This window comes from Planctomonas sp. JC2975, assembly GCF_012985205.1.
In the GTDB taxonomy this organism is placed as follows: Bacteria; Actinomycetota; Actinomycetes; order Actinomycetales; family Microbacteriaceae; genus Humibacter.
Map to the genome: position 1 here is coordinate 2,837,887 of NZ_JABEKS010000001.1, position 22,947 is coordinate 2,860,833.

A 22,947-nucleotide genomic window follows, 5' to 3' on the forward strand; every position below is an offset into this window, starting at 1 on the left:
GTTCCCGCCGAGTACTTCTAGACGGATCGCCGGACGAAGCCTAATCCGCATCCCGATGTCGTTCTGTCGCGGCCTGCAATCGGGGTTCGGAGCATCCCGCTGGCGCTCGAGGGGTCGAAGCAGCGCGGGTGAGCGCCGATTGCGGCCCGGCCGCACGGTCAACCCTTCACGGCGCCACTCGTCATGCCGGCCACGATCTGCCGGTTGAAGAAGATGTACATGATCAGCGGTGGAATCGTGATGAGCAGGATGCTCATGAACAGCAGGTTGTACTGGCTCACCGACTGGCTCTGGTAGTTGTAGAGCGTCAGCTGGACCGTCGGATTGTCACTGCTCGGCAGGAAGTACAGCGGTCCCGTGAAGTCGTTGAACACCGCTACCGCCTGCACGACGACCACCGTGATGACCACGGGTCGCAGCAGCGGCAGGATGACGCGGAAGAAGAGTCGCATCGGTCCGGCGCCGTCGATGACCGCGGCCTCGTCCAGCTCACGCGGGATGGTGGCCACGAAGGCCCGGAACAACAGGATCGAGAACGAGAGCCCGAGAGTGGCCTCGATGAGGATCATGCCGGGGAGCGTGTCGAAGATCCCGAGGCCTTGAAGCACCCAGATGGTCGGCACGACGGCCGGAGGCACGATCAGTCCGGCGAGCACGAAGAAGTTCGCGACGTGGTTCAGCTTCGAACGCTTGCGCTGCAGCAGATAGCCGACCATCGCCGAGAACACCACCATGATGACGACGCTCACGATGGTCAGGATGAAGCTGTTGATGAATGCGGCGAGCAACTGGTAGTTGTTCGTCTGGATCACCTCGAAGAAGTTCTGGCCGACCTGCCAGGTGCTCGGCAGGGTGAAGCCCATCAGCCCTGCTTCCTTCGGGTCCTTCGCTGCCTGCAGCACGACGAAGATGAACGGCACGAGGAAGACGACGACCGACACGAGGATCGCGATAATGCCGACGAGATACTTCCTGGCGAAGCGGCGGAAGGTCATCGGTCGTCGTGCGGGCTTGTAGCGACGGCGGTCGTTCGTGCCTGCCGTGGTGATTGCCCTGGTGACTGTCACAGCTCCGCCTCCCTTCGGTTGAGCAACCATTGGACGGGCACCATGATGGCCGTCACCACGATGAAGAGGATGACGTTGCCTGCGGTGGAGAGCCCGAAGAATCCGGCCTGGTACTGCTTGTAGATGACTGACGCGATGACGTCGCTGGAGAACCCGGGTCCTCCGTTCGTCATGGCCCAGATGAGGTCGAACGACCGCAGTCCGCCGATGAGCGAGAGGATGATCACCGTCGCCATCGCCGGCCGCACGAGCGGCAGGGTGACGTTGCGGAACACGTTCCAGGATCCGGCTCCGTCGACGCGCGCCGCCTCGAAGTACTCGGACGGGATCGCCACGATGCCCGCCATGAAGATGAGGGTCGCGATGCCGACGCCTTTCCAGATGTCGACGCCCGCCACGGTCAGCAGCGCGAGGTGCGGGTCCGTGTACCAGCCGGGCTGCGGCAGGTGGAAGAAGCCGAGCACCGAGTTGACGACGCCATGGAACGGATCCAGCAGCGACTTGAACGTGAGGCCGACGCCGACTGTCGAGACGAGCACGGGGAAGAAGACGACGGCGCGCAGGTAGCCGCGACCGAAGATCGGACTGGTGAGGAGCAGCGCCAGCGCGAGGCCGAGCACGACCTTCGCGGCCGAGGTCAGGAAGCCGTAGATGAGGGTGTTGATGAAGCCTTGCGTCAGCGCAGGTGTCTGGAAGAACTGGACGAAATTTCCGAGCCCGATGAACTGCTGACTGAAGAGCGTCCACCTCGTCAGGGCGAAGTAGAACGACGAGAACGTCGGGAGCGCGAAGAAGACGAGGTACAGCACCCCGGCGGGGATGTAGAACCAGGAAGGGTAGGGGCTGCGCACGCCTCGGCGTTTGTCCCCCCGCGATCTGCCCGGCGCCTTGGTCGGGTTCGCGGGGTCGATGCGCACGGCGGTCGTCGTCATTGACACTCCTTCATGGGAGGTGGGGGTCGATGAACGACCCCCACCTCCACTAGATGATCATGGGCCGGTCAGGATCACCAGCCCTTGATTCCCAACTGCTGGGCCTGCGCCTTCACGTCCTGGTCGTACTGCTGGGCACCGACCTGAGCCGTCGTGGTTCCCGAGCCGACACCGACGAGGATCGTCTCGAGGTTCGGTCCCTTGATGGGCGACTTGAACTCGAGGGCGGGGCTCGCCTGGTCGTCGTCGATGTACTTCTGCACGTCCTTGATGAAGTCAGGAGCGTCGCTCGGAAGCTTGCAGACGCTCGTGGCGTACGGCCCGGCCGCGGCTCCGGTCTGGTTCTGAATGGTGCAGCCATCCGAGGAATTCGCGAAAGCAACGAAGTTCTTCGCGGCCTGGAGCTTGTCCCCCTTCGTAGTGCTCGGAATGTACAGTGCGTTGGGCTCCCACAGCGTCAGCGACGTGTACTTCGCGTCGGGTGACGGGATGGCGAAGACGCCGACGTCGTTCATGTCGTTCGGCTCGTTCTGCTGCACGGTCGCCATGGAGCTGGTGAGCATCGGATACTGCGCTGCCTTGCCAGTGGCAAGGGCGTCCATCGCCTGGGCGTTGGTCATCGAGGCGTAGTCCTTGTTGACGAGCCCGTCTGCAACGATCTCAGAGGTGTGCTGGAAGCCCTCGAACGCCGGCGCGTTCACGTACTTCGCATCGCCCTTGTTGTTCGTGTAGTTGTCGGCCCAGTTCGGATCCTGCTTGTTGATGTTCGCGAAATCCCCTAGCACGAGCAGCTGGCTAGTCCACGTGTCGCCGAAGGACTGGAGTACAGGGGTCACGCTCGGATCGGCCGACTGGATCTTCTTGCCGTTGGCGATGAACTCGTCCCAGGTCGTGGGAACCGAGAGACCGAGCTGCTGATAGATCTTCTTGTTGTAGAGGATCCCGCCGGCCGACGATGTGCCGAGGGGTGCTCCGTACACCTTTCCGCCTGCCGTCACGACCTCTTTGAAGTTCTTGTCGAGGTCGTTCACCCAGCTCTGGTCGCTCAAGTCGGTCATCGTCGTCTTCGGGTTCAACGCTTGGAACAGTGAACCGGAGTTGTAGTGGAAGACGTCGTTCATCGTCTTGGTCGACAGCTTGGTCTTCATCAGGTTGTCGCCCTGGGTGCCGGCCGGTTGGGTGTTCAGCTTGACTGTGACATCCGGGTACTTCTTCTCGAAGCCCGTGATCAACGCTTTGGCCTGTGCTGTGTCGGCAGCGTCGTTCTGCGTGAGGAAGGTGATGGTCACCTTGCTTCCCGTATTCGAGCCGGTGCTGCCGAATCCGCTGCACCCGGTCAGTGCCAGCGCAACGGCCGCGACGGACGCGGTGCCCACCAGGGCGCGCCGCAGGGGAGAGAACTTCATCCGGTTACCTCCTTGTATTACGAGTCGGTGCATTCCGCTCGCCACCGGGAATTTCTCGAATGGCAATTGAAACCATTCAATGTCACGAACCATACGTCCCTGAAGGGAGGGGGTCAAGGATTTCATGGCCGGAATCCGTCACAATCGGATAAAGCGGAATTGGTAAGCGCTTTCTCGTTCGGTTTCGACCCTGAATCGATTCATGGTGCGCATTCGCGGTCGAGTCAAGGGCAATGCGTCGACGGAAGTCGTGCTGCGATCACCTGTCTCCGAAGCCCCACGGCTGCGGATTGCGAGCCATCGCATACCGAGATGGCCATGAGGCGGCAGGCAATGCAGTACGGCTCGCCGTCGGTGTCTTATTCCGCCGCCGGTGCGTCACGCCATCCGCAGTTCGGTGCTGGCGACGACGGTGCCGGGGGAGAGCCGGCGATCGTCGGCTCCCGGCAGCCGTAGAACGCCGTCAACGCCCTCCGGCAACTCGGCCTCGACCGTCAGCGTTCCGTCGACGAGCTTCCAGTGCACGCTCACGCGACCGTGGGGGGTCTCCAGTGCAGTGTCGGCTTCGGTGAGTCCGCCGCCGGGCTGCGGGGCGATGAGGACCGAGGCATAGCCGGGGGTCAGCGGCGCAATTCCGCCGACGACGCGATGCATCCAGTCGGCGACAGCGCCGAGCGCGTAATGATTGAAGCTCGTCATCTCCCCGGGGTTGATGGTGCCGTCGGGCAGCATCGAATCCCATCGCTCCCACACGGTCGTCGCCCCCATCGTCACGGGGTACAACCACGAGGGGCATTCACGCTCCAGCAGCAACCGGTAGGCAGCGTCGACGTGCCCGGTCTTCGTCAGGGCGTCGGTGATGAACGGGGTGCCGGCGAACCCGGTCGAGATGCGGTAACCGGCCTGCTCGGCGAGTTCCGCGAGGCGCCGTCCCGCGAAGGCCTCTTGCTCCGCGTTCAGGAGTCCGAACACGATCGCCAGCGAGTACACCGTCGTGCAGTCGCTCTTCACCACGCCTTCGGCGCTGACGTATTCGTCATTGAACGACCGGTGCAGCGCGGCCGCGATCGCGTCGAACTCGGCGTGTTCGTCTTCGCGGCCGAGAATGGCCGCGACATCGGCGACGATCCGAGCCGACCGGTAGGCGGCCGCCGTGGCCACGACGCCCTTGTCGGCCTTGGCGCGTGCCGGGTCCTCAGGCGGAGCATCCGGGTCGAGCCAGTCACCGAACTGGAAGTTGCCGTCCCACACGCCCGAGTCGGAGAGCAGGGACTTCACGCGGCGCACGTGGGACGCCATGGAGCCGAACTGCCGTTCCAGCACCTCCCTGTCGCCGTATGCCTGGTACAGCGTCCACGGCACCCAGACCGCGGCATCGCTCCAGATGGCGGTCGAGCTGACCGGACCGAATTCGGTGGGTCGTTCGCGATCGGTGTACTTCAGAATGTCGGGGATCACGAACCCGACGACCCCGTCGTGGTGGCTCTGCTCGAGGTCCAGATCGACGAGCCAGTCCGACAGGAACGAGTCGACGTCGAAGAGGAAGGCGGCCGTCGGGGCGAAGGCCGCGATGTCGCCGGTCCACCCGAGTCGCTCGTCGCGCTGGGGGCAGTCGGTCGGCACGTCGACGAAGTTGCCTCGCATGCCCCAGACGACGTTCTCATGGAACTTGTCGAGCAGGGGATCCGACGTGGTCATCGTGCCGATGCGCTTCAGCGCCGAACCGACAGCGACCGCCGTGACGGCCGATGAATCGAACTCTCCCGGCCATCCGCTGATCTCGGCGTACCGGAAGCCGTGGAAGGTGAAGGTCGGCTCGAACTCGTCTTCTCCGCCGCTCAGGATGAACCTGTCGGTCGCCTGCGCGGTGCGAAGGGGGCGGGTCCCGAGCTCGCCGTGCTCCAGCACCTCGGCGTGCCGCACCGTGATCTCGGTGCCGGCTGGACCGCTTACGCGCACCCGCAGCCAGCCGACGAGGTTCTGTCCGAAGTCGAGAACGGTCTTGCCCGAGGGAGTGCTGATGATGTCGGCGACCGGCAGCGTGTTCCATCTGATGACGTGCGGTCCGATGTAGGGGGCGAGCGTTGACGAGTCGAACTCGACCGTGTGCACGCCGACCCAGCCGTCGCCCGCGAAGCCGGGGAGCTTCCAGTCGTCGTCGGACAAGCGGGCATCGATCGTCTCACCGTCGTAAAGATCGTTGGCCAGCACGGCGCTCGGGCCGCTCGTCCACTTGTCGTTCGTCGTGACGAGCTGATGATGTCCGTCGGCGAACTCGATCTCGAGTTGCGCCAGAGCGGCGACTTCGGAGCCGTAGAACCAGCCGCGCCCTGTCCACCCGAGTCGTCCGCCGAACCAGCCTTTGCCGAGAGCAAGACCGAGCGTGGTGGTGGACTCCAGCAGCTCGGTCACATCGTACGTGGCGTATCGCAGCCGCCATTCGTAGCTGCTCCACCCGGGTGTCAGAACATCCTGAGACACGGGATGCCCGTTGATCCAGGCCTCTACAAGGCCTCGAGCCGTGAGACGGAGGCTCGCACGGGAAACGCTTCCATGACCTTCGTCGAGGTCGAATTCGGAGCGGAACAACGGCGCACCGTCGAATGCTGAATCTGCGGCGATCATTTCGGCAAGCCACGTCATTGTGATTATCGCTCTCTTTTGAAACGGTTCAAAGGAAATACTCTCCGACGCTAAGAGCATTCCGCACGAGATGTCAAGCAATCACTGTCACGATTCAACGGGCGTCGAAAAGCGCGTGTCGCTCATCGCGACCGCGGCGGCTCGGGCGCACTGACCTCCTCCGATGATCGCTGCCCGGTGAATGCCAAGATCAACGTGTGGACGCTCAGCTCAGTGAACTCGCCAGAGACATCGATTCGGTGTGCCGCCTGTCAGGCGAGTTCACCCTCAGAAGCGGACTGATCGCGTCCGAGTACTTCGACAAGTACCGGTTCGAGACCGACCCTGACCTGCTGCGCCGGGTGGCGGAGGCGATGGTCCCGCTGCTGCCGTCCGACACTGAGATGCTCGGCGGTCTCGAGCTCGGCGGGGTGCCGATCGCCACCATGGTGAGCTCTCTGACGGGCCTGCCCGCCCTGTTCGTACGTAAGGAGCCGAAGGTGTACGGCACGCGAAAGCTCGCCGAGGGCCACGAAGTCGACGGCCTCGACGTTACGTTGATCGAAGACGTGATCACCACCGGCGGCGCCGTGCGGAACGCTGCGCTCGCCCTCCGTGAGCTCGGCGCCGACGTTCGCACCGTCGTCTGCGCGATCGACCGGTCGGAGCCCGGGCAGAACCTGCTCGACTCGATCGGGGTGACGACGAGATCCGTCTTGACCAAGCGGATGCTGGACGCCTCCCGCGCGTGACGCCGCCGGGCACTCTCGGACAGCTCGGCCGGCGTATTCGGGATGGGTAGGTTTCCCTGCCCTGGCGCCCGGGTGCAGGTGCGACGAGGCCCAGCGGCCTCAGCGGGTGCCGGGTGCCTCTGGGACCGGCACCGGCACCGGGCCGGTGCTGCGCCTGGCGACGACGAGCGGTCCGAACGAGAGGTTGTACGCGGGTGACCGGCCGTTGAGCAGCGCCCAGAGTCGATCCCAGGCCTGCACGCCGAGCTCCTCGATCGGCACCGAGGCGGTGGTCAGCGGCGGTGTCGTGTAGGCGGCGAAGGGGATGTCGTCGAATCCGGTCACCGAGATGTCCTCCGGCACACGGACCCCGCGCTCTGACAGCGCGCCGAGGAGTCCCATGCCGACGAGGTCGTTGAAGGCCAGGGCGGCGGTTGCGCCGGAATCCAGCACGGCGTCGGCGGCGCCGTATCCGCTGTCGAATCCGACCCCGCCCGGCAGCTCGTCGATCGTCGTGTCGGGATGCGCCGCCACGAACTCGTGGATCGCCGTGACGCGGGTGATGTTGGACTGCGCAGCGGTCACGCCCGAGATGTAGGCGAGGTGCCGGTGCCCGAAGCCGTACAGATGCGACAGCAGCTGCATCATGCCCGACTTGTAGTCGGCGACGACGGAGGGCGCGAGGGCGTCGGACGAGTCGCGATTGATCAGAACGGCCGGTGCGAGCTGCGGGAGCAGCTCGTCAAGGGCTTCGACGGACATGCGCGGCGCGCAGAGCACGATGCCGTCGCACCGCCTTCTGGCCTCGACCGCGAGCACCCGCTCCTCACCGACGTTCTCGAACGAGTCGGCGACGAGCACGTGATAGCCCTGATGCGACGCGGCCGTGGTCAACCCCCGTAGTGCGGACTGGAACACGGGGTTCGCCAGGTCGGGAACCACAACGGCGATGGTCTGGGTCTTGCCGAGCACGAGGCTGCGGGCCAGCGGGCTGGCCGTGTAGTTGAGAGCCAGGGCCGCCTCGCGCACCCGTTCGGCCAGCCCTGCGTCGACAGTCGTGCTGCCGTTCATCACCCGGGAGACGGTGGACAGGGAGACGCCGGCGCGAGCCGCGACATCCGAGATCGTCGGGGAGCTGGACGCGGTCGATGATCGTCGTGCCATGCGAGCGAACCTGCCTTTCGTGCGCGGGCTTCAGGTGCACAATCACGGTGCGCGCAGGCGGCGGGCGCTGCGGATCACACTATCGTGTAGGCTAGCAGAAAGCGTTTTCTCGCAGACTTCGAAACACCGTTTCTCCCACGCATCGACGCGGGGACAGAGAGAGGAATGACCGTGCCGCAACGCACGCGTTACGCCATCGTGGGCACGGGCTCGCGAGCGGAGATGTACATCGACGCGATCACAGGAGCCCACGCGGACGTCGCGGAGCTCGTCGCGATCCTCGACCTCAACCCTGGCCGCATGGAGCACTACGCGGCGCGTATCGCAGAGCGCGCTCCGGGTGCCGGTGCGCCGGTGCAGCGGCATCCGGACGACCTCGAGGCCGTCATCCGTGACGAACGCATCGACCGCGTGATCGTGACGTCGCCCGACTTCACGCACGCCGGATACGTGTCCCGCTCGCTGCGCGCCGGCGCGAACGTCGTCGTCGAGAAGCCGCTGACCGTCAACGAGGAGGGCAGCAGGCAGATCGTCGAGGCCGTCGAAGAGACCGGCGGCGAGGTCGTGATGACCTTCAACTACCGCTACGCGCCGCGCAACACGGAGTTCAAGCGCGTGATCGCATCCGGTGCGATCGGCAAGCCGCTGTCCGTGCACTTCGAGTGGGTGCTCGACACGTCGCACGGCGCCGACTATTTCCGCCGCTGGCACCGCCAGAAGACCAATTCGGGCGGACTGCTCATCCACAAGGCCTCCCACCACTTCGACCTCGTGAACTGGTGGATCTCGGACGTGCCGTCGCGCGTGTTCGCATCGGGTGGGCTGCGGTTCTACGGGCGGGAGAACTGGGAGGCTCGCGGGGGCGGATCCCGTCCCGAGCGGGGTACCGGAGCACCCGTCGACGATCCGTTCGCGCTGGACCTGCGCCGCGACGAGCGTCTCAGCGAGCTGTACCTGGGCAACGAAGGTTACGACGGATATCGCCGTGATCAGGATGTCTTCGACCAGGGCATCACGATCGAGGACAACCTGTCGCTCGTCGTCGACTACGCAAGCGGGGCGAGCATGAGCTATTCCCTCAACGCGCACAGCCCGTGGGAGGGGTACCGCATCGCCGTGAACGGCACAGAGGGGCGGGTCGAGCTCGACGTCGTGGAGCGCGGCGACGTGAGCCTCGATGCGGAGGGCCGCATCGTGGATCCGTCAGCAGTCGTGGACGAGTCGCGGGCGAACACCGTGCGTCCGCGAAGCGAGCGGATCCTGCTGCAGCGGCACTGGGAGACTCCCCGTGAGGTCGAGATCCCGGTCGGCGAAGGCGGGCACGGCGGCGGGGACACCATCCTGCTGCGGGACGTGTTCGTGGGCCGCGGCGAGGACGATCTGGGCCGGGCGGCGGACTACCTGGATGGCATCCGTGCCATCGCCGTCGGCATCTCGGGCAACAAGTCGCTCGCGACGGGTCTGCCCGTCACGGTGGACGACCTCGACCTGGGCGTGAAGCTCGGCGCAACCGTCGGGGCCGCATCGGAGTCCGCTCGATGAGTCGCATCCTCGTCACCGGCAGCTCCGGACGCCTCGGCCGCAGTGTGGTCGACGTGCTCGGGGTGCTCGGGCATGAGGTGATCGAGGTCGACCTCACGATGCCCGCGGATTCGGAGCTGAGCGCTGCGCAGCAGATCCGCGCCGAGCGGTTCGCGGCCGACCTGACCGACCCCGCTGCGGCATCCGCAGTGATCGGGAACGCGCGAGCGGATGCCGTGATCCACCTCGCGGCCATCGCCGTGCCGTTCAGTGCGCCGGAGCAGCACATTCTGCGCACGAACGCCGCCCTCGCGTACAACGTGATGCAGGCCGCGGTCGACGCCGGAGTGCGCAAGATCGTCACGGCGTCCAGCCCGACCGTGTTCGGCTACGGATCGCCAGCCGGCTGGGTGCCGGAGCGGCTCCCGCTCGACGAGGACGTCGAGCCCAGGCCATGGAACGCATACGCGCTCTCCAAACTGCTCGCCGAGCGGACGATGCAGATGTTCGCGGCGCAGAAGGGCGACGATGTGCGGCTCGCCGCGTTCCGTCCCTGCTACGTGATCGCGCCGGAGGAATGGGCCGGTGCGCCGACGCAGCAGGGGCACACGGTGCTGGAGCGGCTCGACGATGCCGCGCTGTCCGCGCCCGCGCTCTTCAACTATGTGGACGCCCGCGACGTCGCGTACTTCCTCGACACGCTGCTCGAGCGCATCGACGAGATTCCGAACGCCCAGACGTTCATCGTCGGCGCGGCCGACGCGCTCGCACGCCGTCCGCTCGCGGAACTGATGCCTCAGTACTGGCCGGCGGCCGCCGAGGCCTCCGGCGGGCTGACCGGCACGGCTCCCGCGTTCTCGATCGAGAAGGCGCGCCGCCTGCTCGGCTGGGAACCTCGACACGATTGGCGCACCGAGCTCGAGCTCAGCATGTCGCCTGCCGAGCGCCGTTCCGCCGGGTGAGCACCTCTCGCTGGTCGAGCTCGTCGAACCCAGCCCCGCGAGGCCGACGTCGACACGCTCAACCAGCAGCGGCTGACCGAACGAGCGCTCGTCCGACCGACCAGCGGAAGACCGACTAAGGAGTGAAATGCAATTCGACGGTGTTCTGTTCTTCCCCGTGACCGCCTACGCGGCCGACGGCTCGGTGGATGCCGCGCTGACGGCAGAGCACGTGGCATCCCGTCTGCCGCACGCGCCAGGCGGCGTGTTCCCGGCGTGCGGTACCGGTGAGTTCCACGCGCTGAGCGCTTCCGAGGTCGGCGAGGTCGTGAAGGCCACTGTCGACGTGGTGAACGGCGCAGTCCCGGTCGTCGCAGGTGCCGGCGGTCCGCTCGGGCACACCATCGAGTGCGCGAAACGGGCAGCGGATGCCGGTGCAGACGCCCTGCTCGTCCTGCCTCCGTACCTCGTCGCAGGCCCCATGTCGGGGACCGTCGCGTATGTGGAGGCGCTGCTGGCGGCATCCGATCTGCCCGTCATCGTCTACCACCGCGGATCGGCGCACCTCAATGAGGATGCGGCGACCCGCCTCGCGCAGAACCCGCGCGTCATCGGATTCAAGGACGGCGTCGGCGACCTGGGCGTCGCCCAGCAGCTCGTGCGAGCGGTCGCCGCAACCGGACGCGACGACATGGCCTTCTTCAACGGGCTGCCGACGGCTGAGCTCACACAGCAGGCGTACCGGGCGATCGGCGTGCCGCTGTACTCGTCGGCGGCATTCGCGATGGCACCGCTGGTCGCCAAGGCGTTCTACGAGGCGTACGTCTCGGGCGACGACGCGCGGCGCATCGAGATCCTCGACGCCTTCTACCTGCCGCTTGTGCGCCTGCGCGACGAGACGCCGGGCTTCGCCGTGTCGCTCGTCAAGGCCGGGGTGCGACTGGACGGTCTTGCCGTCGGTGGCGTTCGGCCGCCGCTCGTGGATCCGTCCGAGCGTCAGATCGACGAGCTGAAGCGCATCCTCGCCGTCGGCGCGGACCTGGTCGGCGCGACGGTATGAGCTCGGAGGCCGGCGTGCTGGGGGTGATCACTGGGCTGCGCACGCGTGCGATCGACGTTCCGCTGATCCGCCCGTGGGGCACCGACGTCACCGAGCATCACCTGATCGAGGTGCTGGTAGACACGGAATCCGGCGTCACCGGCCACGGCTTCAGCTGGACGCCGACCATCGGCGCGCACTCCGTGCTGGCCATGCTCGACCACGACATCCGTGACTTCGCCGTCGGACGGGATGCCGACCCGGCAACGCTCTGGACGCCGCTCTGGGAGCGTCTTCACGAGGCCGGATCCGGCGGCGTCACCACGATCGCCATGGCCGGACTCGACCTCGCGCTGTGGGACGCCGTCGGCCGCGCCGCGCAGAAGCCCGTCGCCGATCTGATCGGCGAACGCCGCGCATCCCTCCGCGTCTACGGCAGCGGCGTGAACCGCCACTACTCGCTCGACCAGCTCGTCGAGCAGGCGCGGCGCTGGGCGGACGCCGGCTATTCGCTCGTGAAACTGAAGGTCGGCGGACATCCGCTCGCGGAGGATGTGGATCGTGTCGCAGCCGTGCGCGAGACGATCGGACCGGATGTCGACCTCGCCATCGACGCCAACCAGCTCTGGACGCTGGATGAGGCCGAGCGCGCGGTCGGAGAACTGAGCCGCTTCCGCCTGCACTGGATCGAGGAGCCGCTGCGCGCCGACGACCTGCTGGGGCATGCGGCCCTGCGTTCGCGCATCGAGGTGCCGGTCGCACTCGGCGAGAACCTGCACACGGTGTACCGGTTCCGCGAGGCGATCGAGCTCGGCGCGGCGGACATCGTGCAGCCGAACGTGATCCGGGTGGGCGGCATCACTCCGTTCCTGGCGATCGCCGAACTCGCGGAGGCCGCCGGCATCCCGGTGTACCCGCACCTGTTGCCAGACCTCTCAGGTCAGCTCTCGCTGACGCTGGCGACCGAGACGCCGATCGAAGACGTCGAGGATGCCTCGTTCGAGCGGCTGGGACTGCTCGCCGAGCCCGGTCCCATCGTCATCGACGGCACAGTCGCGACGCCGACCGGGCGCCCGGGACTCGGGATTGTGCTGAGCTGACACCGGATCCGCTCAGCGTGTGTGCGCTCGGGCGGCAACGGTGGGGGGATGCACGGCGCGTCGGCCCTATGACTCGGCGCGTCGCGGCGGAATGCCGCGGGAGCGCACGGCTCAGCGCTCCAAGGTCACCGGCCGGGCTCGCCCAGCGACCGTCTCGACCGGCCACCTGTCGTCGACAGTGATCGGCTCGATCACCGGGTCGTCCGCCGTCCCCGCGACCAGCACCGTGTCCTCGACCTTGGCGCCCGGCACCCACGGGTTCCACGTGAAGGCCTGGCCGAAGTGCACGGCATCCGTCGTGGCGGGGGTCGCACGAGGGTCGCGGCCGTTGTATCCGGCGGCACCGCCCTGGTGGTGTCTCGTCCACTGGTCATCGGCGAATCCGTTCGCACGGTAGGCGTCGGCGATGACAGAGAGCACGCGATCGAGCGTCGCCCCGGGGCGGGTCGCGTCGAAGGCCGCCGACTCCACCTCGAGAATGCGGTACTGGGCATCCTTCTCCTCGGCCGTCGCCGGCCCGAACGACACCCACCGGCTCAGGTTCGTGATCAGGCCGTCGCGTCGCGCGCAGACGACGATCAGCGCCCGACGACCGAGCGGGGCATCCGTCGGCAAGGGGTGCGGGAGCGCGGTCCGGGCCTCGCCCGAGACGAGGAGGACGAGCGGATCCGCGCCCGCCGCGACCAAGCGTCCGGCCAGCTCGGAGGCCACCCGGCGCTCGGACCACGTCGGCTCCGCGAGCGTCAGCACGTCCGTGACGACTCGTGCCGCATCCGCGCTCACCGCACGGAATCGCTCGCGTTCGCCGGGCAGAAGCACCGCTCGGGCGGCGCGCAGCCCGTCATCGAGTTGTGCTTCGCGCAACGAGGTCGGCTTGCCGCCGACCTCGAGCGCTTCGAACCACGGACGATCGCGCACGACCACGCCGGCCGGCAGCTCCTCTGCGAGCAGCCGCGTCACCTCGTTGGAGGTCGCGAACACCTCGTCGGCGTCGTGGCTGACCCGAACGCCCACGATCGGGTCAGCGGCGAGACTGACGCCGAACCGTCCGCCGTCCAGGTACCAGGACACGGCGGCGGCGCTCGTCAGCAGAACGGATTTCGCCTCCGCCGCATCGATCAGCTCGAGCACCCTCGCGCGTTTGACGGCTCGATCCGAGACCCGCTGCGCTGCGGCGGATGAATCGTTCATCGGTTCGACTCCTGGCTGCCGCGCAGCAGGTCGCCGACGGTTGCGGCCTCGATCGGCGAGAGCGCGCCGTCCACGATCGCGGCGCGATAGGTGCGACGCAGGCCGTCGGCCGGCACAGGAGTGCGGGAATCCCACGCGATGGCGGATCCGATGCCCGGGTAGTCGGCGAGACGCACGAACCACGGATCCGCGGCGGTCGTCTCGTCCCCGCCGGACAGCACGATGGATGCCGCACCATTGTGATCCGGTCCCGCCGCGAACCGCGCCGACCAGGCCAGCCACGGGGAGACCGCACCGTTCACGGCCTGCTCGCCCGTGGCATCCGCCGTGAAGACACTGACGTCGGCGCAGTCGGGCAGACGCCAGAAGAAGCCTCCGTAGCCCGCGTTCTCGCGGCCTTTGCTGCCAGGGCTGCCGAGTTCGACGGTGTCGCCACCGGCCGGCGTCAGTCCCACGTCGACGGTGAGTGCCCAAGCGCTGCGGTCGCCGAATGGGAGCGGATGCCAGTGCAGTTCACGCGACTCGTTCAGGAGCACTTCGCCGTTCCGCCCTCGCCAGGCGAGCGTGTGCCGCACGCCGTGCGGCAACGGGGTCGTGTCGACCACCTGGATGTGGCCGCGGTCGTCGAGGTCTTCGTATCCGCGGTCGCGCACGTACGTGCGGCCACCCCAGAAGTTGACGCCGTCGGCGTCCTGCACGGCGAAGGACACGCCGACGTGCCAGTCGTGGTCGGCTGGATGCGCCACCGTGACCGTCACGCCGCCGAGGGTGCGCACGGGGTGCGCGTATGGATGAGGGCTGGAGAACGGGATGGTGCCTGCGCCGTCGAGCTCCTCCGCCACCGTGATGCCGTCCACGACCGCTGTCGCGATGACACCGTCGGGTCCGGGGGCGGCCCACGGCACGCCGAGCTCGGCGAACGTGGATCCGCTGGCCGATGCTCGCTTCACGATGGAGACGATGTCGTCGATGACGGGATACGCGTCGGATCCCTCGCCCTGCCAGGCCACGTTCTCCGGTGCGATCTTGACCGGCTCGGGAGCGAGCCGGATCGCCTCGACGACCCGCATGAACGCGCCGGTCGACTCAAGCGGAACGATGAGCGGAACGCCGGTCGCCCGGTGGTCGATCAGGTTCTCGAGCAGGTCTGCACGTTCGAAGCGGGTGTCGGATCCGTCGATCGTCACCACGTCGGTCGTGTAGGAGAAGTCGGCGGATGCCCGCTCGCCGTGGACGGACACCACGGCTCCGCGGTCCTCGGTTGACGGCGTTGGCGCGCAGAGCGTCAGGGCGCAGGTCACCGTCGGACGGCCATGGCCGCTGATCCGCACGACGGACGTGTCGTCGGCCTGGATGTCGTTCACCCGGTAGAGATCCGTCTCGACGCGCTCGACGGAGTCCGCTGTGTCGTATCCGGCGATCCGCAGCGCCGTCGCAACGGCGTGCGCGAACGGATTCGTGGCCACCCCGTCGACGACGGAGTGCCCGTCGAGTGTGCGACGGCCGGCCCAGCGTGCACGGGCCCAATAGGCCTTGGGTCGTGTCCACAGCCCGGCTGCGCCGATGGATGCGGTGGGTCCGAGCCCGAGCGTGTCATCGGTGAGAGCGGCGATGCCTGCGGAGCCGAGGCTCTGGAATCCGATCTGCACAGCCCTGCCCGTCTCGCGCGTTACGGCGATCAGGCGTTCGAACTCCGCGAGCGTCGGCGTCGGCGGCTTCTCGAGCAGCACATCCGCTCCGGCGCGCATCGCGGCCTCGGCGAGGTCGGCGTGCGTGTCGAGAGGGGTCGCGACGATGACGATGTCGGCGGAGTGGTGCGACAACGCGGTGTCGAGATCGGCGTACACCGGCAGGTCGCCGTCGTGGTCGCGCTGCGCAGCGACGGCCGGGTCGACGAGCGCGACGATGCGCAGCCGCCCCGCTTCGTGCAGGCGCCTGGCGTTCGTCAGGTGCACGCGGCCGAAGCCGCCGACGCCCGTGATGACGACGTCGGGGATCGGATCGGACAGGGCCATGGACCATCACCTCGCTGGGATCGGATGCCGGCCAGAGACGTGCCGCGCACCGCACTCCATCATGCCAGAAAGCGCTTTCCGATGTGGAGGGTTCCGCGCGCGAACGGGCGCGCGCTTCGGAGTGTAACCGGATCCGCGTCTCGGGCTCGCGGACGCCCGATGTCGGAATCGGCTGCGGGCATTCGACGTCACCACGTCACCGGTCCCGAGTGGAGCGGATCGAAGCCGAGGAGGAGCCATGTACGACACCAAGCACCGTGCGGCGTCGACTGCGGGCGGAAGGCTGCGCGCCGCGCGCGTCAGCGTGTTCGCGCTGTATGCGACGGCCGGGTTCCTGGTGGGCACCTGGTCGGGCATCATCCCGATCGTCGCCCGCAACACGGGGATCACGCCCGGCGTCCTCGGCCTGGTCATCGTGATCAGCTCGGTCGGCATCATCGCCGGCGCCCAGGTGGGCGGACGCGTTCAGCAGCGGTCGGGCAGCATCGGGCTGTGCCTGTGGGGCCTCGGCCTTGCGGCCTTCGGTGCGGTCGCCGTTGGATTCGCCGGAGATGCCGGGGTGCTGTGCTGCGCCTTCACCATCTTCGCGTTCGGCATGGGCCTCAACGATGTCGGTATGAACATGCAGGCCGTGCTCGTCGAGCGGGCGTACGGCAGGCCGATCATGGCCGCGTTCCATGCGTTCTTCTCGCTGGGCGGTGCCATCGGGGCACTGACCATCCTCGTCACAGCGTGGGCGGGGTGGAGCGGACGGGCGCAGCTCGGGCTCGGGGCAGCCATCGCCGTCGTGGCGGTGAGCGTGTCGGCGGGGTGGCTGCTGCGGAAGACCGAGGAGCCGCCGGCGGAGCAGGATGCGCAGGCACCGGCATCCGCGTCGGTACCGGCTGTGCGCCGCTCGGCCTCCGACGCGTTGCTGGACGACGGCGTGACGGTCGGACCCGCTGGATGGCCGGACCTTCGCGAGGGGCCGGAGGCGCCAGTGCGCATTCGGCGTCCACGCGTGCGGATGACCCGAGTCGCCTGGCTGCTGGGCATCACGGCGCTGCTCCTGATGTGCACGGAGGGCGTCGCCGTTGACTGGAGTGCGCTGCAGCTCACCCAGGCGTTCCACGCTGCGGCTGGGGTGTCCGCGTTCGGATACGGCGCCTTCGCCGTGTCCATGACCGTCGGCCGGCTCGTGGTGGACCGCGTCGCCGCCGTGGTGGGCCCCGTTGCCGTGGTGCGGGCGGGATCCGTCCTCGGCGCACTCGGTCTCGTCGTGGTGGTGTTCTCGCCGTCGATCTGGCTGACCCTCGTCGGATGGGCCGCCCTGGGATTCGGCCTGTGCGGCGGCGTCCCGCAGGTGTTCACGGCTGCGGGCAACCAGCCGGAATCGGCGATCGTGCTGTCGCGCGTGCTCACGCTCGGATACGTCGGCATCTTCGGCGGCCCGGCGCTCGTCGGGCTCCTCGCGCAGGCGACCTCCGTGACATTCGCCATGCTGGCTCCGATCGCGCTGCTCATCGTGGCGGTGCTGCTCGCCGGGGCGGTGCGGCGCTCGCGGCCGGTGCCGTTCCGTGCGGCCGCGCTCGACGCCGCCGCCTGACGCCCGCCCGGAGCCCTCCGCCCGGCCCTTCCCCGAGGGTGCCCGTTCGTCCCTTCCCCGAGGGTGCCCGTTCGTCCCCTCGACAGTGCGCGTTTCTCCTCCCGAGGGTGCGTAGTCCTCTCCCCGCGAGGGTGTGCGTTTCACCGCGCGAGAGTGCGCAGTTCTCCGCTCGAAGGTGCACGTTTCTCCGGGCGAGAGTGCGCATCGTATCGCTCGAGGGTGCCTGTCTGTTCGAGGGGAGAACGCGGACCTTCGGGAAGAGAAACGTGCACCTTCGGGAAGCGAAAGGCGCACCTTCGGGAAGCGAAAGGCGCACCTTCGGGAAGAGAAGGGCGCACCTTCGAGTGGAGAGACGCGCACCTTAGGGAAGCGAAAGGCGCACTCTCGAGCGGAGAAGCGCGCACCTTCAGGAAGAGGACTGCGCACCTTCGAGCGGAGAGAGGGGCACCCTCGGGAGGAGAAAGGGGAACCCTCGGGAGGCGCGGCGTCGTCCCCGAGCGGGACGCGCTAGGCCGACGCCTTGTCGGCTGCGACCTCGTCGCCCTGCATCTCGACGACCGCCAGTGGACGCGTCGGGCTCGCGAACGTGAACCGCAGCCGGCGTTCGGTGACGGCCAGTCGCATCCCGCGGTACTTCACCATGTAGAAGATGCCGACAGCGGCGGCGAGGATCCCGGATGCCGCGCCCACCACGAGCGCCCACCTCGGCCCGAACGCGTCGGCGACCCAGCCGACGATGGGGGCGCCGATCGGTGTGCCGCCCATGAAGATCGCCATGTAGATGGCCATGACGCGACCGCGAACGGCCGGATCCGTCGACAGCTGCACGACACCGTTGGCCGTGGTGTTGAACGTCTGGGATGCGACCCCCACCACCGCGAGCATCGCGCCGAAGAACCAGTAGCCGGGTGCAGCCGCTGCGGCGAGGCATCCGATTCCGAAGATGATCGCGGCCACAGCGAGCAGCGACCCGCGCGGCTTCTCTCGTCGCGCCGCCAGCAAGGCGCCGACGACGGACCCGACGGCCATGATCGACGACAGGATGCCGTACTCGCCGGCCCCCTTGTGGAACACCGTGCTCGCCATGCTCGCCACGAAGATGGGGAAGTTCAGCCCGAACGTTCCGATGAGGAACACCATGAGGAAGATCGTCAGCAGGTCGGGACGCCCGCGCACGTAGCGGAATCCCTCCACGAGATTGCCGCGCGCCCGTCCTGCTCGCTTCGACGCGTGCAGCTGATCGCGACGCATGAGGCTCAGCGACGCGAGCACCGCGGCGAAGCTCGCTGCGTTGATCAGGAACACCCATCCGGCGCCGACCGCGGCTGTCAGCAGGCCGGCGACCGCCGGTCCGATGAGGCGCGCCGCGTTGAAGGACGCCGAGTTCAGCGCCACCGCGTTGCCGAGCAGCTTGCCGCCGACGAGGTCTCCGACGAAGGTCTGCCGAGCCGGGGCATCGAACGCCGCGACGACACCGAGCAGCAGGGCGAAGAGGTAGACCTCCCAGAGGGTGACGGCGCCCGTGACGGTGAGGATGCCGAGCCCGAGTCCCAGCAGCCCCATCGCGCCCTGGGTGGCCATCATCAGCTTGCGTCTGTCGAAGCGGTCGGCGACCCATCCGGTCACGGGCAGCAGCAGCAGCTGCGGGCCGAACTGCAGCGCCATCACGACACCAACGGCGAGGGCGTCGTTGTGGGTGAGCTGGGTCAGCACGATCCAGTCCTGCGCGGTGCGCTGCATCCAGGTTCCAACGTTGGAGACGAGCGCCCCCGCGAACCAGATGCGGTAGTTCAGCGAGGAGAGCGATCGGAACATCGCCCTCACGAGTCGGCCAGCTCTCGGATGACAGCGGCGGCCTCCGCCAGCAGCGCCCTGGACTCCGGCGGCAGCTTCGCCAGTCGCCGGTCGAGCCAGGCGTCGCGTCGACGGCGGGTCTCGTTCACGAGTTCGCGGCCGGAGTCCGTCGGCACGAAGAGCACCTTGCGCTTGTCGTCCGGCGCGGCCCGACGCACGACGTATCCGGCGGCCTCGAGATGGTTCACCGTGCGGTTCATCGACGGCGGCGTCACGCGTTCGTGCCGGCTCAGCTCGCTCAGAGTCTTCGGCCCCTCGCGGTGCACCAGCGCCAGCACGCTGTACTGGCCGTCGCTGAGGTCGCCGCCGGTCTTCTCCGTGCGGATGCGACGGGTCAGCCTCGCGACGGCGATGCGCAGGTTGGTCGAGAGCTCGTAGTTGGTGAGGCGCTTCGGGGATCCCTGGGCGACCTTGGCGGCACCCGAGACCGGGGCGGGCCGCGCGGCCGAGAAGACGGCGGCCTTAGCATCCCGCTTCGCAGGAACCGACTGCGCGTCATCCGTGCGAGCCGAAGTCGCAGAGGAAGGAGTCGAGGATGCCATGACCTTTAGCATAACAAATTAGCCTTGCTAAGTAATAGTCCCGTTCGGTCGAATTGCTGACGCCCGGACGCACTCGAACGCAGCGTCGCCCGTCCGCTGGATGCTGCGAGCCCTGCCACGTCCTCGCGCCCGATGCTGAACCGGGGTGCCGGTCGCGCGCGCATGGTGCGACGCTGGGTTCGTGGCCGGCTGGGGACGGCATCCGCTTGCCAACCCTCACTTATGCGTCGGCCCGTGACGGAGGGTCTCACCATGACCGATGAACGCGGACGCATCACCATCGACCTGTTCAGCACTCTGGACGGCGTGCAGCAGGCACCGGGCGGACCGGATGAAGACACCTCGGACGGCTTCCGTTTCGGCGGCTGGCAGGCACCGGTCACCGACGACGTCGCCGGCGCCGAGATCCTCAAGGGCATGGACGGCATGGACGCCCTGCTGCTGGGCCGCCGGACCTACGACATCTTCGCCGGATACTGGCCGCTGAACACCGGCAATCCGATCGGCGATCTGTTCGACCGCATTCCGAAGTACGTCGTCTCGCGCGGTACGCCGAACCTCGCGTGGGCGGACTCCACGCACCTCGGCCCAGACACGCTCGCCGAGGTCGACCGGCTTCGGGACGTGCACCGCAACGTGCATGTGATCGGCAGCATCGACTTCGCGCGCACCCTGTTCGACACGCAGCTCTTCGATCAGCTGACGCTCTGGGTGTACCCGGTCGTGCTCGGCCGAGGAAAACGGCTGTTCGACGAGAACACGGTCCCGGCGAGCCTGAGGTTGCTCGCTGCGCCGGTGACCTCCGGTACCGGTGCGGTGCTGCTGCGATATGGGCCGAACGGCGCCCCGACCGTCGGCACGATGGAGCCGGAGTAGAGGCGACCGGCTCGCCCGACGACACGTCGCCCGGCGGACGTACTGGTGACAGAATCGGCTCGTGCCGAGCTTCGACGACGAACAGGGCGTGACCGTCACCTACTACGTGTGGAAGGTGGAGCATCCGCGTGCCGTGATCGAGCTCGTGCACGGGATCGGCGAATATGCCAGGCGCTACGAGCCGCTGATCAGCGTGCTCAACGAGTCCGGATACTCCGTCTACGCCGCGGATCAGCGTGGTCACGGCCAGACCGGTCTCGACCAGTGGAACGGCGACGCCTCCAAGCTGGGGCGGCTGGGGGCGGGCGGCCTGCGCGCGGCCGTCGCAGACATCCGCGTGCTTGGACGCATGATCCGCGACGAGAATCCGGGCGTTCCGCTCGTGCTGCTCGGCCACAGCATGGGGTCGCTCACGTCGCAGATGCTGGTGAACAAGCATGCTGACGAGTTCGACGCGCTCGTGCTGACCGGCACCGCCTACCGCACCCCGCTGCACATGGAGGCCGGCGACCTCAACAAGCACCACAAGCACCTCGGCACGACGGGATACGAGTGGCTCAGCCGGGATCCGCAGGTGGCGGCCGATTTCGCGGCGGATCCGCTGACGTTCGACGCGAAGGTGCTCAAGCTCTTCGGCGTGCTCGACGGGCTGCGGCTGTACGGTCGGCCGGCGGTCGGTATCCGCGACCTGCCGCTGCTCGTCATGATCGGCGAGGAGGACTCGCTGGGCGGTCCGAAGAGTGTGCGGATGCTCGTCCAGGCCTTTCAGCGCCGATCGGGTTTCACAGACACCACGCTCGAGATCTATCCGGGGGCGCGACACGAGGTTTTCAACGAGACCAACCGCGACGAGGTCATGCGCGACCTCGTGCGCTGGCTCGACGCGAGGTTCCCGGCGCGGGTGTGACGCTGTCGCCCGAATGAGGGACACCATCCGTCTTGACACACTCGTCTTCGCCGCCGAAACTACTGAGAGCGCTCTCTTGATCATCGATCGCGAGAACGCCATCCACTCCGATCGGCTGTGAAGCCATCCGGGTACGGCGGATGCCGAGGGCATGGCTCGGCATCCGCCGCTTTCGTCTCTGCGTGCCGGAATCCTCTCGTCTCTCCCCACACGAAGGGTTCGCACGTGGGGCACGTCGACGTGACCGCCTGAATAGGCTTGGGCCATGCACGGTGAGTACAAGGTCCCCGGCGGCAAGCTCGTGGTCGTCGACTTCGATGTGGTGGACGGCGTGATCGCCGACTTCCACCTCTCCGGAGACTTCTTCCTCGAGCCGGACTCCGCACTCGAAGAGATCGATGCGGCGGTGACGGGCCTCTCGTCCGAGGCGGACTTGGCGACGATCGCCGACGCCATCCGCCGCGCCATGCCGTCGGATGCCGCCCTTCTCGGCTTCTCCCCGGAGGCTGTCGCGGTCGCCATCCGCCGCTCGCTCTCGAACGCGACGACCTGGCGGGACTACGACTGGACGATCGTCCACTCCAAGGCCGTGACGCCGCGGATGCACCTCGCCCTCGACGAAGCGATGAGCAACTCGCTCGCGGCGGGCCACCGCGGTCCCACTCTGCGCATCTGGGAGTGGGATGAATCGGCCGTCGTCATCGGAAGCTTCCAGTCCGTCAAGAACGAGGTCGACCCGGAAGGTGCGGAGCGCTATGGATTCGACGTCGTGCGCCGCATCACCGGCGGCGGCGCCATGATGATGGAGAAGGGCAACGTCGTCACGTACTCGCTGTACGTGCCGGCGGAACTCGTCTCCGGTATGAGCTTCGCCGACAGCTATGCCTACCTGGACGACTGGGCGCTCGTCGCGCTGCGCTCCCTCGGTGTCGACGCCACATACAAGCCGCTCAACGACATCGCCAGCCCGCAGGGCAAGATCGGCGGCGCAGCGCAGAAGCGCTTCAAGAACGGCGCCGTGCTGCACCACGTGACCATGAGCTATGACATGGACGGTCAGAAGATGACCGAGGTGCTGCGGATCGGACGCGAGAAGATCAGCGACAAGGGCATCGCATCCGCGGCCAAACGAGTCGACCCGCTGAAGGCGCAGAGCGGACTCAGCCGCGCCGAGATCATCGACCGCATGAAGCAGACCTTCAGCGACCTCTATGGCGCGAGGCCCGGCGACATCAGCGACGCGGAGTACGCGGATGCGGAACGTCTCGTCGTCGAGAAGTTCGCGACCGACGACTGGCTCTATCGGGTGCCCTAGCGCTGGCAGCCGGAGTCGCGGAACCCCGAGCTCCCTGGTCGCGGGCGAGTCGAGGGGCAGCGTTTCTTCGGGTCCGCTACTGGGAGGGGTCGGTGCGTCGGCTTGGTGACCCATGAATGGGGGTGTCCTGGGCGTTCCA

18 protein-coding genes are annotated in these 22,947 nt (G+C 67.6%); 9 read left to right on the forward strand and 9 right to left on the reverse strand.

Annotated elements, in window-relative coordinates:
• Positions 1-158 precede the first annotated feature (158 nt).
• The 4 genes from HII28_RS12935 to HII28_RS12950 all read right to left on the reverse strand — a co-directional run bounded on the left by HII28_RS12935 (position 159) and on the right by HII28_RS12950 (position 6,030).
• Positions 159-995, reverse strand: coding sequence for a carbohydrate ABC transporter permease (locus HII28_RS12935; RefSeq protein ID WP_170026143.1), 837 nt, complete (start codon positions 993-995; stop codon positions 159-161).
• A gap of 68 nt (positions 996-1,063) precedes the next feature.
• On the reverse strand, positions 1,064-1,999 hold the full coding sequence (locus HII28_RS12940; RefSeq protein WP_170025754.1) for a sugar ABC transporter permease: 936 nt from the start codon (positions 1,997-1,999) through the stop codon (positions 1,064-1,066).
• Between the two features lie 74 nt (positions 2,000-2,073).
• Complete coding sequence (locus HII28_RS12945) at positions 2,074-3,405, reverse strand: ABC transporter substrate-binding protein (protein WP_170025755.1); 1,332 nt, start codon at positions 3,403-3,405, stop codon at positions 2,074-2,076.
• A gap of 378 nt (positions 3,406-3,783) precedes the next feature.
• Positions 3,784-6,030 (reverse strand): alpha-L-rhamnosidase, encoded by a 2,247-nt coding sequence (locus tag HII28_RS12950; protein ID WP_170025756.1) that lies wholly within the window; start codon positions 6,028-6,030, stop codon positions 3,784-3,786.
• A gap of 215 nt (positions 6,031-6,245) precedes the next feature.
• Here HII28_RS12950 and pyrE point away from each other — a divergent pair, with 215 nt between their 5' ends.
• Positions 6,246-6,779, forward strand: coding sequence for an orotate phosphoribosyltransferase (gene pyrE / locus HII28_RS12955; protein WP_346769302.1), 534 nt, complete (start codon positions 6,246-6,248; stop codon positions 6,777-6,779).
• A 99-nt stretch (positions 6,780-6,878) separates the two neighbouring features.
• Here the strand turns inward: pyrE and HII28_RS12960 are convergent, their stop codons facing one another.
• Entirely contained in the window at positions 6,879-7,922 is a 1,044-nt protein-coding gene (locus HII28_RS12960) for a LacI family DNA-binding transcriptional regulator (protein WP_170025757.1), read from the reverse strand.
• Between the two features lie 171 nt (positions 7,923-8,093).
• On the opposite strand from HII28_RS12960, the gene HII28_RS12965 reads away from it, so the two are divergent.
• The 4 genes from HII28_RS12965 (at position 8,094) to HII28_RS12980 (ending at position 12,523) form a co-directional block, all read left to right on the forward strand.
• Positions 8,094-9,464, forward strand: coding sequence for a Gfo/Idh/MocA family oxidoreductase (locus HII28_RS12965; protein ID WP_346769303.1), 1,371 nt, complete (start codon positions 8,094-8,096; stop codon positions 9,462-9,464).
• Entirely contained in the window at positions 9,461-10,405 is a 945-nt protein-coding gene (locus HII28_RS12970; protein WP_170025759.1) for an NAD(P)-dependent oxidoreductase, read from the forward strand. The genes HII28_RS12965 and HII28_RS12970 overlap by 4 nt, the downstream gene beginning before the upstream one ends.
• Before the next feature lie 127 nt (positions 10,406-10,532).
• A complete protein-coding gene (locus tag HII28_RS12975; protein ID WP_170025760.1) occupies positions 10,533-11,444 on the forward strand; it encodes a 5-dehydro-4-deoxyglucarate dehydratase in 912 nt (303 codons plus the stop codon).
• Positions 11,441-12,523, forward strand: coding sequence for a mandelate racemase/muconate lactonizing enzyme family protein (locus tag HII28_RS12980; protein WP_170025761.1), 1,083 nt, complete (start codon positions 11,441-11,443; stop codon positions 12,521-12,523). Before HII28_RS12975 ends, HII28_RS12980 begins: the two co-directional genes overlap by 4 nt.
• Positions 12,524-12,634: 111 nt before the next feature.
• Here HII28_RS12980 and HII28_RS12985 read toward each other — a convergent pair whose 3' ends face one another.
• Both HII28_RS12985 and HII28_RS12990 read right to left on the reverse strand, forming a co-directional pair.
• Positions 12,635-13,714, reverse strand: coding sequence for a M24 family metallopeptidase (locus tag HII28_RS12985; protein ID WP_170025762.1), 1,080 nt, complete (start codon positions 13,712-13,714; stop codon positions 12,635-12,637).
• Entirely contained in the window at positions 13,711-15,729 is a 2,019-nt protein-coding gene (locus HII28_RS12990; protein ID WP_170025763.1) for a DUF6807 family protein, read from the reverse strand. The genes HII28_RS12985 and HII28_RS12990 overlap by 4 nt, the downstream gene beginning before the upstream one ends.
• Before the next feature lie 238 nt (positions 15,730-15,967).
• Between HII28_RS12990 and HII28_RS12995 the strand changes: the two genes are divergently transcribed.
• Positions 15,968-17,314, forward strand: coding sequence for an MFS transporter (locus tag HII28_RS12995; protein WP_170025764.1), 1,347 nt, complete (start codon positions 15,968-15,970; stop codon positions 17,312-17,314).
• A gap of 507 nt (positions 17,315-17,821) precedes the next feature.
• Here the strand turns inward: HII28_RS12995 and HII28_RS13000 are convergent.
• Together HII28_RS13000 and HII28_RS13005 are read right to left on the reverse strand one after the other, a co-directional pair.
• A complete protein-coding gene (locus HII28_RS13000; protein WP_205864651.1) occupies positions 17,822-19,129 on the reverse strand; it encodes an MFS transporter in 1,308 nt (435 codons plus the stop codon).
• A gap of 5 nt (positions 19,130-19,134) precedes the next feature.
• On the reverse strand, positions 19,135-19,710 hold the full coding sequence (locus HII28_RS13005) for a MarR family transcriptional regulator (protein ID WP_170025766.1): 576 nt from the start codon (positions 19,708-19,710) through the stop codon (positions 19,135-19,137).
• A gap of 252 nt (positions 19,711-19,962) precedes the next feature.
• On the opposite strand from HII28_RS13005, the gene HII28_RS13010 reads away from it, so the two are divergent.
• The 3 genes from HII28_RS13010 (at position 19,963) to HII28_RS13020 (ending at position 22,808) form a co-directional block, all read left to right on the forward strand.
• On the forward strand, positions 19,963-20,586 hold the full coding sequence (locus HII28_RS13010; RefSeq protein WP_170025767.1) for a dihydrofolate reductase family protein: 624 nt from the start codon (positions 19,963-19,965) through the stop codon (positions 20,584-20,586).
• Positions 20,587-20,647: 61 nt separating this feature from the next.
• Complete coding sequence (locus HII28_RS13015; RefSeq protein ID WP_170025768.1) at positions 20,648-21,493, forward strand: alpha/beta fold hydrolase; 846 nt, start codon at positions 20,648-20,650, stop codon at positions 21,491-21,493.
• A gap of 265 nt (positions 21,494-21,758) precedes the next feature.
• Positions 21,759-22,808 (forward strand): biotin/lipoate A/B protein ligase family protein, encoded by a 1,050-nt coding sequence (locus HII28_RS13020; RefSeq protein ID WP_170025769.1) that lies wholly within the window; start codon positions 21,759-21,761, stop codon positions 22,806-22,808.
• Positions 22,809-22,947 lie beyond the last annotated feature (139 nt).

Excerpts from the sequence above, each read along its gene's own strand:
- HII28_RS12935 (WP_170026143.1), bottom strand. The coding sequence starts at position 995 with ATGACCTTCCGCCGCTTCGCCAGGAAGTATCTCGTCGGCATTATCGCG.
- HII28_RS12940 (WP_170025754.1), bottom strand. The coding sequence starts at position 1,999 with ATGACGACGACCGCCGTGCGCATCGACCCCGCGAACCCGACCAAGGCG.
- HII28_RS12945 (WP_170025755.1), bottom strand. The coding sequence starts at position 3,405 with ATGAAGTTCTCTCCCCTGCGGCGCGCCCTGGTGGGCACCGCGTCCGTC.
- HII28_RS12950 (WP_170025756.1), bottom strand. The coding sequence starts at position 6,030 with ATGATCGCCGCAGATTCAGCATTCGACGGTGCGCCGTTGTTCCGCTCC.
- HII28_RS12960 (WP_170025757.1), bottom strand. The coding sequence starts at position 7,922 with ATGGCACGACGATCATCGACCGCGTCCAGCTCCCCGACGATCTCGGAT.
- HII28_RS12970 (WP_170025759.1), top strand. The coding sequence starts at position 9,461 with ATGAGTCGCATCCTCGTCACCGGCAGCTCCGGACGCCTCGGCCGCAGT.
- HII28_RS12975 (WP_170025760.1), top strand. The coding sequence starts at position 10,533 with ATGCAATTCGACGGTGTTCTGTTCTTCCCCGTGACCGCCTACGCGGCC.
- HII28_RS12980 (WP_170025761.1), top strand. The coding sequence starts at position 11,441 with ATGAGCTCGGAGGCCGGCGTGCTGGGGGTGATCACTGGGCTGCGCACG.
- HII28_RS12985 (WP_170025762.1), bottom strand. The coding sequence starts at position 13,714 with ATGAACGATTCATCCGCCGCAGCGCAGCGGGTCTCGGATCGAGCCGTC.
- HII28_RS12990 (WP_170025763.1), bottom strand. The coding sequence starts at position 15,729 with ATGGCCCTGTCCGATCCGATCCCCGACGTCGTCATCACGGGCGTCGGC.
- HII28_RS12995 (WP_170025764.1), top strand. The coding sequence starts at position 15,968 with ATGTACGACACCAAGCACCGTGCGGCGTCGACTGCGGGCGGAAGGCTG.
- HII28_RS13000 (WP_205864651.1), bottom strand. The coding sequence starts at position 19,129 with ATGTTCCGATCGCTCTCCTCGCTGAACTACCGCATCTGGTTCGCGGGG.
- HII28_RS13005 (WP_170025766.1), bottom strand. The coding sequence starts at position 19,710 with ATGGCATCCTCGACTCCTTCCTCTGCGACTTCGGCTCGCACGGATGAC.
- HII28_RS13010 (WP_170025767.1), top strand. The coding sequence starts at position 19,963 with ATGACCGATGAACGCGGACGCATCACCATCGACCTGTTCAGCACTCTG.
- HII28_RS13020 (WP_170025769.1), top strand. The coding sequence starts at position 21,759 with ATGCACGGTGAGTACAAGGTCCCCGGCGGCAAGCTCGTGGTCGTCGAC.